Source organism: uncultured Sunxiuqinia sp. (genome assembly GCF_963974515.1).
Taxonomy (GTDB): Bacteria; Bacteroidota; Bacteroidia; order Bacteroidales; family Prolixibacteraceae; genus Sunxiuqinia.
This window is the reverse complement of the sequence record NZ_CAXBDD010000098.1, coordinates 1-14,725: the sequence shown is the minus strand read 5'-3', so window position 1 is coordinate 14,725 and position 14,725 is coordinate 1. Positions and strand designations below refer to the sequence as shown.

Here is a 14,725-nt window from a genome sequence, read left to right as displayed (position 1 = left end):
CGAGGCTCGTTCTTTCTTCTGGTTTACCCCAGCTAAAGGGAGCCGGAAGAAAAATCTGACGGTTCCCTTTAGAACGGTGCAAAAACAGTCCGGTTTTTCGAATGTGTCAGAATAGATTTGAAATATTAGGCAAGCGATGCATCTGCGATATGTCTGATTTAATATGAGCTCCAAATCACTCAAAGATTAAGGAAAAACACTTTTTTTAACTAATAGGCAATTTTTATTTGGTCATTCGAATAATAATTCATTTTTTTACACTTTCAACGTTCAATCAAGATTTAAAATATAAATACAATATGGCTTCCGTGGTGGGGTCTTCTTCAATTAAGAAGGTAATAGCCATATTGGTATTTTTAAGACTATACAAATGAATCAGATCATGTTAACAAATTGGTGGTGGCGCAATAACTTTTCACATTTCCGTGGAGAGGAGTAGCTTACATGCCAGTCATGATCAAAAAAGCGGCTTATCGGTACACGGTAAGCCGCTTTTTTTATGTCGAAAATTTAAAAACTGAAATAGAATGCATACAATCAATGTACAGGTGAATGTGAAGAAAATCCTGGCCGATACGCTTACCCCGGTCAGTGTTTATCTCAAATTCAGGGAGCTGTTTCCGCAGTCCATTTTGCTTGAAAGTTCCGATTATCATGGAAATGAGAATGCGTATTCCTTCATTTGCATCAAACCCATGGCGTGTTTTACAGCCGACCAAGGAGTGATCACAATTGACTGCCTGGGTAAGCAGGTGATGACCAAAGAAGTGAACGACCACAAAACCGTTGAAGTGGAACTGGATGCCTTCTTTAAGTCCTTCAAGCTGACTGGTGCAGTGGATGATACTCCGGCCAACGGCCTGTTTGGCTACCTCAGTTTCGATTCCATTAAGTATTTCGAAAAGATCAATATTACTGCCGAACGTAAAGAAGCCTATTCGATACCGGAAGTGAAGTATTGTTTTTACAAGTACATTTTGGCTATCGACCATTCCAAAGATATGATTTCGCTAATTGAAAACCTGCCGGAAGGCGAAACAGCCGAGATGGGGCAGATTGAGTCGTTGCTCAAAAACTTGTCGTTTCCCGATACCAAGTTCGATCTGGAAGGCGAAGAATCATCCAACATCACCGACGAAGAATACCGGCAAATGGTGACCAAAGGCAAAGAGCATTGCTATCGGGGCGATGTGTTCCAGATCGTTTTGTCACGCCAGTTCGCGCAAAAATATAAAGGCGATGAGTTTAACGTTTACCGCGCCTTGCGGTCTGTTAACCCATCGCCTTACTTGTTTTTCTTCGATTACGGCGATTACCGGATTTTTGGGTCCAGCCCCGAAGCGGAATTGCGTATCAAAAAGGGCCGGGCCATCATCAATCCCATTGCCGGAACCTTCCGACGGTCGGGCAATGATGAGCAGGACCGGATTTTGGCGGAGCAGTTGTGTGCCGATCCGAAGGAGAATGCCGAGCACGTGATGCTGGTCGACCTGGCACGAAACGATTTGAGCCGCAATGCGGAGGATGTGACCGTAGACAGCTATCGCGAAGTGCAATACTTCTCGCATGTTATTCACCTGGTTTCCGAAGTGTCGGGCAGGCTGCCTGAAAATGCCAACATGGTTACTGTTTTGGGCGACTCGTTTCCGGCTGGAACCTTGTCGGGCGCTCCCAAACACATGGCCTTACAGTTGATTGACCGCTACGAAAACCAGCGACGCAGTTATTACGGAGGAGCCATTGGCTTTATGGGTTTCGACAACAGTTTGAACCATGCCATTATGATCCGCTCGTTTTTGAGCAAAGGAAAAACCCTTTATTACCAGGCAGGCGCTGGTGTGGTAGCCGATTCGAAAGAAGAAAACGAACTGCAGGAAGTGAATAACAAATTGGCTGCCCTGAAAAAAGCCATCGAAATTGCTAAAGAAATTTAATTCCAGACCCAATGAAAATAGTAGTCATTGATAATTACGATTCATTCACCTACAATTTGGTGCATGCCATTAAAAAGCTGTCCGGCCTGCCGGTTGACGTTATCCGAAACGATGAGCTGGAGCTGAAAGACCTGGAGAAGTACGATAAGATTGTGCTGTCGCCGGGGCCCGGAATTCCTGAGGAGGCGGGCTTGCTGCTGGATATTATCCGTGAGTTTGCCCCGCGCAAAAGCATGTTGGGCGTTTGTCTGGGGCATCAAGCCATTGGCGAAGCCTTTGGAGCCAGGTTGACCAATATGAACCGGGTGCTTCATGGGATTGCTACCGAGGTTAAACAACTCGCACCTGATCCCGTTTTATTTGAAAATGTCCCGGAACGATTTGAAGCTGGCCGCTATCACAGCTGGATTGTGGAACAGGCTGGATTGCCCGCTTGTTTTGAAGTAACCAGCAGAGATGATCAGGGTATGATTATGTCGATGAAACACAGGGAGTACGATGTGCGTGGTGTTCAGTTTCACCCGGAATCGGTGTTGACCCCGGAAGGTGAAAAAATAATTGAGAATTGGTTGAGATGCTTTCATGGTTCGCCCGATGCAGGAGCCCTGGAACCGAATCAGTAAACTTGAAGCTAAATGAAATGAAAGATACTTTAGACTATTTATTTGGAGGGAACAGTCTGACCAAAGCGCAGGCACAGGATTTATTAACCCGCGTGGGGCAAGGACAGTTTTCAGAAGCTGAAATTGCAGCTTTATTAACTGTTTTTCGGATGCGCAAAATTAAGGGAGAAGAAATGGCAGGCTTTCGGCAAGCCATGCTAAATTTGTGCATCCCGGTTGATTTTTCAGACTATAACACGATCGACGTGGTTGGAACTGGTGGCGATGGAAAAAACACCTTCAATATCTCAACCCTGAGTTGTTTTGTGTTGGCCGGTGCCGGATACAAGGTGACCAAACACGGAAATTACGGACTAAGCTCGGTTAGCGGTTCATCCAATATGTTCGAATACTTTGGCTACCAATTCAGCAATGACACTGTAAAATTGCGTCGCGAAGTAGAAGAAACAGGCATTACCTTTTTTCATGCGCCGCTTTTTCATCCGGCCATGAAATACGTCGGACCAGTTCGTAAAGCCTTGAAGGTGCGCACTTTTTTTAACATTATGGGACCAATTATGAATCCATCATCACCAAAAAATCAATTGGTCGGCGTGTCTGATCTGGAGATTATGGACCTTTATAACCAGGCGATGTGCGACGGTCATCAACGTTACATGATTGTACATAGCATGGATGGGTACGATGAAGTTTCATTGACTGCAGACACGCGTTATGTCTCTGATGAAACGGAAGATAATTTGACGCCTGCTGATTTTGGCTTCAAGAAACTTAAGCCCGAGGAGTTGTCCGGTGGTGATTCGGTTGAAGAGGCTGCCCGGATTTTTGTCAGTATATTGGAAGGAAGCGGAACGCAGGCTCAGCAAAATGTGGTGATAGCCAATGCGGCCTTGGCAATCAAATGCATGCATCGCCAGAAATCACTTGCTGATTGTGTGGCCGAAGCCAGCGAATCACTGAAGAGTAAAAAGGCGCTGGAGGTATTTAAAAAATTATTCAACAAATAAGTTGCAACCCGAATGACCATTTTAGATGAAATAAACGTTCATAAGCGCCGGGAGATTGAGCAAGCTAAGGCGAAAGTTGGTTTGGAAGAACTGAAGCTGTCGCCGTTTTTCAGGCGTTCAGTTAATTCCTTGAAAGCCGCGCTGAAAGCTGACGGAGCTTCTGGAATTATTGCCGAATTCAAAACCAAATCACCATCAAAAGGGGTGATTAATGAAAATGTGGAAGTAACTGAAGTAACTTCGGGCTATGTCGCTGCGGGTGTTTCAGGATTGTCAGTTTTAACTGATCGCAGGTATTTTGGCGGATCGTTCGAAAACCTGGCCAAAGCCCGGTTCGTGAATCCAGGAACACCGATTCTGCGGAAAGATTTTATGCTCGATCCCTACCAGGTTTATGAAGCCAAAGCACATGGCGCTGACCTGATTTTACTGATCGCTGCCAGCCTCAGCAAAGACGAGATGCTGCGTCTTTCGGAAACCGCCAAGGAGCTTGGACTGGAAATTTTGGTTGAAGTACACACCGAAGAAGAAATTGAGAAGCTTAATTCGCTGGTCGATTTGGTGGGTGTGAATAACCGAAACCTGAAAACCTTTGAGGTCGATTTGGAAACATCGGTTCGTTTGAGTAAACTTTTGCCCGATGATTTAATCAAGATTTCTGAGAGCGGCTTATCGTCGGTCGATAACATTCACTATCTGCGTAAAGCCGGGTTTGAGGGGTTTTTGATGGGTGAAAATTTCATGAAGACAGAAGATCCGGGGCGCGCATGTGCCGATTTTATCCATAGTTTGTAGTACCTGGTCAGCAGGCAATTTGAAGTCACCTGTTGAATAAATGCAATCAAAATGAAAACGCTGAAAATAAAAGTCTGTGGCATGCGGGAGTCCGAAAATATTTGGGAGCTGCTCCACGCATCGCCTGATTATGTGGGGTACATTTTTTACCCCAAGTCGAAGCGTTTTGTGGGTGAAGACCCCAAGCCGGAGATTTTCAGTCTCGTTCCCAAATCAACTCAAAAGGTGGGCGTATTTGTCAACGAAGACTTGGAAAAAGTCCGGGTGATTTGCTCGAAATTTCAACTTGAAGTGGCCCAGTTGCACGGAAATGAAAGCCCCGAATATTGTCAGGTTTTAAAAGCAGGTGGGCTGCAGGTTTTTAAAGCTTTTTCCGTGGGTGAACACTTTGATTTTCTCCAACTTGAAAGCTATATCGGGGCTGTTGATTATTTTTTGTTCGACACGAAAGGCAAATTACCCGGCGGAACAGGACTAAAGTTTAACTGGAATCTGTTGCATGACTACCAATTGCCGGTGCCCTTCTTTTTGAGCGGAGGAATTGGCCCCCATGATGTTGATGCGCTGGCCCAACTTGAGCATGATCAGTTGTTTGCACTGGATATTAACAGCGGGTTCGAACTGGAACCAGCTTTGAAGGACACTCATAAAGTCAAGGTTTTTATCAATCAAATCAGAAAAATTACAACATAACATGAATTATCAAGTCAATAAAAAAGGTTATTACGGTGAATTTGGAGGAGCATACATTCCCGAAATGATGCACCCCAATATTGAAGAACTGCAGCAGCGATACATGGAGATTATCAACTCGTATAATTTTCGGCAGGATTTTATTCACCTGCTGAAACATTACGTTGGACGACCGTCTCCGCTGTATTTAGCCAAGCGTTTATCCGAGAAATATGGTTCAAACATCTACCTGAAACGGGAAGATTTGAACCACACCGGCTCCCACAAGATCAACAATACGATTGGACAAATTTTGCTGGCCAAATCCTTAAACAAAAAACGGATCATTGCCGAGACCGGGGCTGGTCAGCATGGGGTAGCCACCGCTACTGTTTGCGCCCTGATGGGCATGAAATGTATTGTGTACATGGGAGCTTTGGATGTGGAACGTCAGGCACCCAATGTGAAAAAAATGAAAATGCTGGGTGCTGAGGTTATTCCGGCAGTGTCGGGCAACCAGACGTTGAAGGATGCTACCAATGAAGCGATGCGCGACTGGATTAATAATCCGGTGGATACGCACTACATTATCGGTTCGGTGGTTGGACCGCATCCGTATCCCGATATGGTGACACAGTTTCAGGCGGTGATTAGCGAGGAAATAAAAATGCAGCTGGATGAGCACATCGGACGTGAGTTTCCAACCCGCGTGATAGCCTGCGTGGGTGGCGGAAGCAATGCAGCCGGTGCCTTCTATCATTTTCTGGAAAATGAAGCGGTGGAACTGATTGGCGTTGAAGCTGCCGGGAAAGGTGTGGAGACCAAAGAAACCGCCGCTACCTTGACACTCGGGAAAGTGGGTGTGTTGCACAGTGCCAAATCGATGCTGATGCAGACTGAAGATGGCCAGATAGTGGAACCCTATTCCATTTCTGCCGGATTGGATTATCCGGGAATTGGGCCACTGCATGCGCACCTGTTTCAAACCAAGCGGGCCAAGTACCTGTGGGCAACCGATGAAGAAGTGTTGGCGTCGGCTTTGGAACTGACCCAGCTGGAAGGAATTATCCCGGCGCTGGAATCAGCCCATGCGTTGGCCGCGCTGAAAAAAATCAAGCTTAGCCCAGACGAGGTGACTGTGGTTAACTTATCGGGGCGTGGCGATAAAGACATGGAAACGTATTTGAATTATTTTGGTTATTAACCATTCGTTGAGTAATTACAATCACCCAATGAATAACATGAAAACAGATGAGTACACAAAATAGAATCAACCAACTTTTTCAAACCAAGAAAGAGAACATCCTTTCGGTGTATTTTACAGCTGGATATCCGAATTTGGACGACACCGTAACCATTATTCAAACCCTGGAGAAGAAAGGCGTGGACCTGATTGAGATTGGGATGCCATTTTCTGATCCCGTGGCAGACGGACCAGTGATTCAAAACAGCAGTACCGTTGCTTTGAAAAATGGCATGAGCATCAAAAAGCTATTTGAGCAGCTGTCCGCTATCCGCGAATCCGTAAAAATACCTCTTATCTTGATGGGCTACCTGAACCCGGTGATTCAGTTTGGAGTCGAAAGATTTTGTCAAAAATGCCGGGAAGTTGGCATAGACGGGCTGATTTTGCCTGACTTGCCCCTGTCGGTATACCAGGAAGAATACCTAGCTTTGTTTGAGCACTATGGGCTGCATAATATTCTGTTAATTACTCCACAAACATCCGATGCCCGAATTCGGCAAATCGATCAGGCATCAAGCGGTTTTATTTACATGGTTTCGAGCTCTTCAACAACCGGTGCAAAAGATAAGGTGTCCGATTTTCATGAGGAATATTTTGAGCGGGTCAACCAGTTGGACTTAAAAAATCCCCGTTTGATTGGTTTTGGAATTTCGAATCACGAAACCTTTGCAAACGCCTGTAAATACGCATCAGGAGCGATTATCGGCAGTGCCTTTGTGCAGGCGCTGGAAGAGGATGCCAGCCTCGAGGAACGGATTTCACATTTTGTTGTCCGAATTGTAACTACCGCTTAATTTTTGTGTTGTTTATTTGCGTTGTGATCACATTTGAAGATGTTTTAAAACAAGTTTGTGGATGGAGGAATATAGCCATTTGTATTTCAGTACATTAATAACAAAAATTTTCCGCGGTAATGTTAAATTGTGTGAATGGGTATTTTCCGACATACCAAAATTCAACTTGAAGTGTTATCTTAATGGAAGTAATTAATTAAACGTTCTGATGCTATGATTGAGTATGCAAGAGTAATTTTACCCAAGGTTAGCTTTAGCCGGGATTTATTCCGAAAAGAGCTGATCAAATGTGCTAAGTGGGCTGAGAACCCAAATGATCTCAATGAACTGCGCGAATGGTGCGATGAAAATTTTGGGGATATGTACCCCGAAATTTTAAATGATGTTTTTTCAACGATTGCTGCATAATGCCACAAAAGAAAAGGTCCCGATTGGGACCTTTTTTATTAGCGGTCCATCCACTTTTTGAATGGCGATACTTTATCCCGGCTAACTAAGATCGGTTCATTATACTTTCCGCTGGCTAGTTTCAATTTCAGGCGGCTTCCCGAATAAATTACCACATCTTTAATCCAATTGATATTGACCAAATAACTCCGGTTTACGCGGAAGAAAAGAGCAGGATCAAGCATGTTGCCCAGTTGGTCGAGCGAATAATCAATATCCATGGCTTTCCCATCAGTATGCATCAAAAAGGTGCTTTTCTCCTGCACAAAGAAACTCTCGATTTCCTGAACGGGAATGGATCGATAGTGTTGACCCACTTTAATGAAAAACCTTGTTTTGTGTGACCTGGCAAACTCAGCCAGGAGTTTCTGCATGCCGGATTGTATGTTGGTCTCCGGTTGAGCAGGTTTGGAAAACAACATTCTGTACTTCTCAATTGCCCTGTGAAGCTCGTCAGGGTCAATGGGCTTTAGTAAGTAGTCAATGCTGTTTACTTTGAAGGCTTTCAGCGCATATTCGTTGTAAGCGGTTGTGAAAATGACAGGGGAGTTAATCGCTACCAAATCGAAAATTTCGAAGCTAAGCCCATCGGCCAGCCGGATGTCCATAAAGACTAAATCCGGTTGTTCGTGTGTTGAAAACCATTCGGCCGCTTGGCTTACCGACTCCAGGCAGTCGAGTATCTCAACTGGTTCACTTAATTCCGAAAGGAGTTTTTTAAGTTTTCGTGCTGCCGGTTCTTCATCTTCAATGATTACTATTCTCATACAAAAACGCGATTAATTGATTGTATATCTGATTGCGCTCATGGGTTTTCTATTTGTCATGAATCAACGGGATTTTCACTTTAAAATGTTCAAAGGATTCCTGAATAATCACGTCTTCACCGCAAATTTGCCGGACCCGCTCAGCCAAGTTGCTCAACCCGGTTTGCGGTGAGTTTTCCAACGATTGAATGTCTTGCTTGTTGTTTTCAACGCTGATGTAATGCTCTTCCTCCAACTTAATTTTAATAACCAGCGGACTTTCTTTGGTGGCTGCGTTGTGCTTTAGCGCATTTTCGACCAACAGTTGTACCGAAACTGGCAGAATGGATAAATGTCCGGGGAAAGGTTCATTCATTTCAAGTTGAAACTTTTCCTTACCCCGAAGTTGGTGAAGGTAAAAATACTGTTTTACAAACTTCAGTTCATCAGCCAGCGGCACCGTGTCTTTCGGATTGTTGTCCAGCAAGTAGCGGTAGCTGGAGGCCAGTTTTTGAATAAATTCGTCGGCCAGTTTCGGATCGGTGTAAACCAGCGACGAAAGGGTATTCAGGCTGTTGAAGAGAAAGTGTGGGTTGACCTGGTTTTTCAAGGTTTGGTACTGGTACTGCAACTTCTCTTCATTCAGTTTTTGTACCCTGTTGATTGCCGCAAAGAGCTGTGATACAAAGAAAATCACGCTGCCGGTAAGCAAGCCAATACCCGATCCAATCAGAAACCCCCGCATCTCATATTGTGGAATTCCTTTAATAAAGTCGGCCGGACTACCGCCCTGTATGAGAGATAGGATGATACCTGTAACTACAAAAAGGACGAAGCCGAGAAGCAAGACAAGCAGGTAAAAAAGCAGCAATCGCTTGATGATCCGGTTGATAAATTCCTTGACCGTTGAGTAGCTCAGTTTGTTAAACATTCTGCCGCCCAGCCAGACAAAAAGCTCCACCTGAATGATCATCAGAAAAAAGATGTATAAAAAGATGTTACTAAAGACTTGTCTTGCTGATAGAACTTCGAAAAGCAAGGTGAAAATGAAACTGCCCAGAACAATCCACAAGTGATAGTGGATTGTTCTGAAGATTGGTTTTTTTGATTCGGGCTTCATGGTTGAAAATTAGTAAATTTTTGTCACACGCATCTCACGAATCACATCAACCAGTTCTTTTTCAGCTTGGTCGTTCCATCCAATTTCCAGTACAACATCTTCGAACAGCTCAATCCGGTCGATGCATTGCTGATCAACCGACAGCCAGATCGTTCCCCAGTAGTGGCTGCGCCCTTTGGTTTGAAAATGGCGATCGCCCATATCTACCTGCACTTCCAGCTTATTATTCATGGTCCGGAAATCAATCATGGCCAAGGTTTCGTCAGTGTTGGTGGTCATCCCTTTCCAGGTTAGAATAATGTCGCGGTTATCGAAAAAGCCATGGCCGGCCAACTCCACTTTTCCGTTGGCCTGGTTTGCGTGGTAGGGTACATTCAGTTGCAGCGTATCATTATGGCCCCAGGCAAAGAACTCCATTCCTGCCATGTCCCACACCAGGTTTTTTGCTTCAACGGAGTTGTTGGGGAAACCGGCAAAGAACTCTGGCGCCAAGATGTTCTGTTCGTAAGTGTAGCTGAAGCCATTGACGTAATCGAGGCTTTCCTTGCTTGAAAAAGGGCCTTCCGGCTGATCCGATCGCTGCATGTAAACATCGGACCATTCAACTTTTCCACCAGGCAAGCCGGAGGTGTATTTGCCAGAGATGCGCATTCGGCTGGCAAAATCGCCGTAAATATTGAAGTTCAGATGATCAGTTTCTACCTGATACTGGTGTTGCTGACGGTTCTGAAGATCATTCGATGGCAGCACAAACGAGATCGATTGGCGTTGTCCGGAGGCCAGGAAAGCACAGGTTAAAAACAGGATGGTAAAAAACACAGTGAACAATTCTTCTTTTGTTTTCATAGCTTTTGAATTTTTAGTTTCTGAATTGAATTTTTATTCAAAGCTATGGTGGTTTCAATGTCCCTGCAATTTGAAGTTTCTGAATCGTTAAAATGACTGGACAGATGGTCGTTTTTCACCTTCCAACCGGAAATAAAAAAGGCCTCCACCTGAGTGAAAGCCTTTCTTGTTCGATTTTTGACCGAATCAATTGATTAACCACATTTTGATGATCCGCAGTCCGGGCAGGTCAAACAGCCTTCCTGGTAAATCACGTTGTTCGATCCGCACTCGCCACAAACTGTTCCTTCGGCAATGGTGCCATTGGGAATGTATTTTTTCAGTGCACGGGCAACGCCGGCTTTCCAGCTGTTGATGGTGTCGTTGTCCAGTTGCAGGCTGGTTACCGTATCCACTACTTTGTGAATTGGCATACCGTGGCGCAAAATTCCGGAGATCAGTTTCGCGTAGTTCCAGAATACCGGGTTGAATTTGTATGACAAACCTTCGATGGTAGTTTTATAACCACGCTTGTTGGTGTATTGGAAGTCATAACGCGAGTTGCCATCTTCGTCGCGGTTTTTAATGATTTTTCCTTTTGTCACCGAACGGGGAAGTAAAATGCCGTCTTCATCGTCCTGCAAACCGGTGAAAATCTCATAGGGAAGATCACCAACCAGTCCAATGAATGCTACCCACTTGTCTTTGTTGTTCTGGAAACGCACCACGTCAGCTTCCAGTTCTTCCGGGCGCTTGGTTGGGAACGTTGAGAATTTTTCTTTTTTCTTGTCGTCCTTTTTATTCGACAATAACACGCCTGAACGCGAGCCGTCGCGGTAAACCGTTACACCTTTGCAGCCGCTCTTCCACGCTTCGAAATAAAGCTTGCCAACCAGTTCTTCTTCGACATCATTCGGAAGGTTGATGGTTACACTGATGGAGTGATCGACCCATTTCTGAATACGGCCCTGCATGCGGACTTTCCGCAGCCAGTCAACATCGTTTGAAGTTGCTTTGTAATAGGGTGATTTCTCAACCATTTTATCGAGTTCTTCCTGCGAGTATTTAATGGTTGTATCCAGTCCGTTGGCTTTCATCCAGGTTACAAATTTATGGTGGAAGACAATGTATTCCTCCCAGCTGTCGCCTACTTCATCGACAAAATCAACCCGTACCTCTTTATCGTTGGGGTTAACTTTCCGGCGACGTTTGTACACAGGCATAAACACCGGTTCAATTCCTGAAGTCGTTTGGGTCATCAAGCTGGTTGTGCCGGTTGGCGCAATGGTCAGCAGGGCGATGTTGCGACGGCCATATTTGACCATGTCGGCATACAATGCTTCGTCCTGCTCGCGAAGCCGGTTGATGAGCGGATTGTTTTTTTCCCGTTCGGCATCATAAATCGCAAATGGCGATCTTTCCCTGGCTAGATTTACCGACGAGCGATAAGCTTCAATGGCCAGTGTTTTATGGATTTCTTCACTGAAATCGGTGGCATCTTCAGTTCCGTAGCGCAATCCCAAGGCTGCCAGCATGTCGCCTTCGGCTGTGATTCCAACTCCGGTCCGGCGTCCTTCTTTCGCTTTGGTTTGAATTTTTTCCCATAATTTGCGCTCAATCGACTTGATTTCCTCATCTTCCGGGTCAGCGTCAATTTTATCAATGATAGCGTCAATTTTCTCCAGTTCCAGATCAATGATGTCGTCCATCATACGCTGGGCATAGCCAACATGTTCTTTGAACTGTTCGAAGTTAAATTTGGCTTCCGCAGTAAAGGGTTTTTCTACATACGAATATAAGTTAACGGCCAGCAAACGGCAGCTATCGTAGGGACACAACGGAATTTCGCCACAAGGGTTGGTCGACACGGTTTTGTAACCCAGGTCCGCATAGCAATCAGGAACTGATTCTTTAATGATGGTATCCCAGAAAAGAATGCCAGGTTCGGCTGATTTCCAAGCGTTATGAACGATTTTGTTCCAGATTTTTTCAGCGTCGGTAACTTTTTCGTAGGTTGGTTTTTTGGCGTCAATGGGGTATTGTTGTTTGTAAGGTTCCCCGCTTTCAACCGACTGCATGAAATCGTCGTGGATTTTAACCGATACGTTGGCTCCGGTAACTTTTCCCTGCTCCAGTTTGGCATCAATAAACGATTCCGAATCGGGGTGTTTAACCGATACGGAAAGCATCAACGCTCCGCGGCGTCCGTCTTGTGCCACTTCACGCGTCGAGTTGGAATAGCGCTCCATAAATGGAACAATACCTGTTGAAGTTAAGGCCGAATTTTTTACCGGCGAACCTTTGGGACGAATGTGCGACAAATCGTGTCCAACACCTCCGCGGCGCTTCATCAGCTGCACTTGCTCCTGGTCAATCTTTAGGATTCCTCCGTAAGAGTCCGAGTTGCCTTCGTTTCCAACAACAAAACAATTGGAGAGTGATGCTATTTGGTAGTCGTTACCAATGCCTGTCATTGGTCCTCCCTGGGGGACGATGTACTTAAAATCTTTCAGAAGCTGATAGACCTGCTCCTCGGTCATGGGGTTGTCATACTTCTTTTCAACCCTGGCAATTTCTTTAGCCAGTCGTTTATGCATATCATCTGGATTCTTTTCATAGATGTTGCCAAAAGAATCCTTCAATGCATACTTGTTGATCCATACCCTTGCCGCCAAATCATCTCCGTTGAAATAACTTAAAGTTGCCTGGTATGCTTCCTCCTGGGAATAAATTTTCCTGCCCGTTTTGGGCTCCACTGCCACGTTTTTGAAAGCCATACACCAAAAATTAAAATGCTGTTTTTGTTAACTGTTTGTAAACTTGAGCAAAAGTCAGATCCTCGTATCTCTCTTTTGCTTCATGCAATATAACATGCAAATGAAAAAAATGGAATACTATTTTTTGAAAATGCCGCTAAAGTTATCAACTAAAACTTGTTAGTACGCTTGTAATAAGATAGATACGGTTTTAATAATTAAGAAAAGTTTACCAAAAAGAAAACCCGATATTAACTTGCGCGAAAAAGAGTTAACAGGATGTAAAGGCTTGTCGCTCAAACGACGGTTGTACTTTTAGAGGCGGAAAATGGTCGTTCAATTTACAGAATGTTAAAAACTTCTTCCAAAACCTGTTGTGTAGCTCCAAGGTTTTGTTCCATAAAATTGCGGCACTTTTTTGCAATTTCCAGTCGCAGTTTTTCGTCTTCCAGCAAATTATTCAACATCGGGATTAGTTCAGCGGAATCGTTTACCGAAAACGCAGCTCCTACTTCTTTCAGGTTCACGGCCTCCTGGAACTTGAGATAATTGGGACCAAAAATGACCGGGATGTTGTAAATGGCAGCTTCCAGCGTGTTGTGAATACCTACGCCAAAGCCACCGCCAATATAAGCCAGGTCGGCATATCGGTAAATACTGGAAAGCACTCCGATGGTATCGACAATCAAAACCTGCGCCTGCTGCAGGTCTTTCCCTTCAGCCTGAGAATAGCGCACAGCCTGAACCGGCAGTTGGTCCATCAAACGTCGGACGTTGTTTTCCTTCACTTCGTGTGGAGCAAAGATGATTTTGGTTTGCTGGTTTTGTTTCAGAAAGTCAATCAGCAAAGCTTCGTCGGGCGCCCAGCTGCTGCCAGTCACGATAAGCTGCTGTCGGTTTTTGAACTGCTCGATTAAAGGCAGCTGTCTACTGTTTGAAGCGATTTCGGCTACTCGGTCAAAGCGGGTGTCTCCAGTTATCGTGTAGTTGTTGATGCCGATGGATGAGAGCAATTGGCCTGAAGCTTCGGTTTGAACAAAAAAGTGCGTGACTTTTTTGAGAATCCGCCGGTACCAATTTGACGGGAATCCGGTTTTGAAGAATAGCTGTTCTTTGCGGAAAATGGCTGAGACTAAGTACAGCGGGATTTGCTGTTTATTTAACAGGTTGATGTAGTTGAACCAGAATTCGTATTTGATGAAGAATACTTTTTCGGGCTTGACCAATTGTATGAACCTGCGGGCGTTTCTGGCGGTATCAATTGGAAGGTAACAAATGTAGTCAGCTTGCTCGTAGTTCTTCCGAATTTCGTATCCGCTGGGCGAGAAGAAGCTTAACAGGATTTGGTAAGCCGGGTGATCTTTTTTGATTTGCTCAATCAGTGGTCTTCCTTGTTCAAATTCGCCAAGCGAAGCACAATGTACCCAGATGATTGGGCGTTGGTGGTTCATTTTATTTTCAAGGTAAGGGAAAATATTTTTTTGTCCCTGTATGAAAAGACGGGCTTTTTCGTTGAATAGCGCGGAAATCTGTGCAGCCAAAAGATAAAAGTGAATGGCGATTTGGTAAAGGAAATTCATAAGTGCCGGTACTACGATTTGCTTGCAAAAGTAATGAAACGAACATGAATTTTCATTCTTCATATTCACAAATAAGAAGAATTAAAATTCATCGAGAGTTCCATCGAATATGAACGAGGCAAACAATGTGAATGAGATGAAAATAACACCTGTTCAAGGTGACTGTCAATCGCTTCAATC

At 44.6% G+C, this 14,725-nt stretch carries 13 protein-coding genes; 8 read left to right on the top strand and 5 right to left on the bottom strand.

What is annotated here, in order from left to right:
• The first annotated feature begins 527 nt into the window (after positions 1-527).
• The 8 genes from AAC033_RS15815 to AAC033_RS15780 all read left to right on the top strand — a co-directional run bounded on the left by AAC033_RS15815 (position 528) and on the right by AAC033_RS15780 (position 7,479).
• The gene (locus AAC033_RS15815; RefSeq protein ID WP_339739869.1) at positions 528-1,934 is read left to right on the top strand and encodes an anthranilate synthase component I family protein; all 1,407 of its coding nucleotides are present in this window, start codon (positions 528-530) and stop codon (positions 1,932-1,934) included.
• A gap of 11 nt (positions 1,935-1,945) precedes the next feature.
• Positions 1,946-2,557: an aminodeoxychorismate/anthranilate synthase component II gene (locus AAC033_RS15810; RefSeq protein WP_339739867.1), complete on the top strand. Its 612-nt coding sequence runs from the start codon at positions 1,946-1,948 to the stop codon at positions 2,555-2,557.
• Positions 2,558-2,574: 17 nt separating this feature from the next.
• Positions 2,575-3,564, top strand: a complete 990-nt coding sequence (trpD, locus tag AAC033_RS15805) for an anthranilate phosphoribosyltransferase (RefSeq protein WP_339739865.1) — start codon at positions 2,575-2,577, stop codon at positions 3,562-3,564.
• Between the two features lie 12 nt (positions 3,565-3,576).
• Complete coding sequence (trpC, locus tag AAC033_RS15800; RefSeq protein ID WP_339739863.1) at positions 3,577-4,359, top strand: indole-3-glycerol phosphate synthase TrpC; 783 nt, start codon at positions 3,577-3,579, stop codon at positions 4,357-4,359.
• 51 nt (positions 4,360-4,410) lie between these two features.
• Positions 4,411-5,052: a phosphoribosylanthranilate isomerase gene (locus tag AAC033_RS15795; protein WP_339739861.1), complete on the top strand. Its 642-nt coding sequence runs from the start codon at positions 4,411-4,413 to the stop codon at positions 5,050-5,052.
• A gap of 1 nt (position 5,053) precedes the next feature.
• Positions 5,054-6,235: a tryptophan synthase subunit beta gene (gene trpB / locus AAC033_RS15790; RefSeq protein WP_339739859.1), complete on the top strand. Its 1,182-nt coding sequence runs from the start codon at positions 5,054-5,056 to the stop codon at positions 6,233-6,235.
• Positions 6,236-6,282: 47 nt separating this feature from the next.
• Positions 6,283-7,071, top strand: coding sequence for a tryptophan synthase subunit alpha (gene trpA, locus AAC033_RS15785; protein WP_339739857.1), 789 nt, complete (start codon positions 6,283-6,285; stop codon positions 7,069-7,071).
• A gap of 213 nt (positions 7,072-7,284) precedes the next feature.
• Entirely contained in the window at positions 7,285-7,479 is a 195-nt protein-coding gene (locus AAC033_RS15780; RefSeq protein WP_339739854.1) for a hypothetical protein, read from the top strand.
• Between the two features lie 38 nt (positions 7,480-7,517).
• Here AAC033_RS15780 and AAC033_RS15775 read toward each other — a convergent pair whose 3' ends face one another.
• The 5 genes from AAC033_RS15775 to AAC033_RS15755 form a co-directional block, all read right to left on the bottom strand.
• Positions 7,518-8,285, bottom strand: coding sequence for a LytTR family DNA-binding domain-containing protein (locus tag AAC033_RS15775; RefSeq protein ID WP_339739851.1), 768 nt, complete (start codon positions 8,283-8,285; stop codon positions 7,518-7,520).
• 49 nt (positions 8,286-8,334) lie between these two features.
• Positions 8,335-9,384, bottom strand: a complete 1,050-nt coding sequence (locus AAC033_RS15770; RefSeq protein ID WP_339739849.1) for a histidine kinase — start codon at positions 9,382-9,384, stop codon at positions 8,335-8,337.
• A gap of 9 nt (positions 9,385-9,393) precedes the next feature.
• Complete coding sequence (locus tag AAC033_RS15765) at positions 9,394-10,230, bottom strand: hypothetical protein (RefSeq protein WP_339739847.1); 837 nt, start codon at positions 10,228-10,230, stop codon at positions 9,394-9,396.
• A gap of 194 nt (positions 10,231-10,424) precedes the next feature.
• On the bottom strand, positions 10,425-12,986 hold the full coding sequence (locus tag AAC033_RS15760) for an adenosylcobalamin-dependent ribonucleoside-diphosphate reductase (RefSeq protein ID WP_339739845.1): 2,562 nt from the start codon (positions 12,984-12,986) through the stop codon (positions 10,425-10,427).
• Positions 12,987-13,306: 320 nt separating this feature from the next.
• Entirely contained in the window at positions 13,307-14,545 is a 1,239-nt protein-coding gene (locus tag AAC033_RS15755) for a glycosyltransferase N-terminal domain-containing protein (RefSeq protein WP_339739843.1), read from the bottom strand.
• Positions 14,546-14,725: the final 180 nt, after the last annotated feature.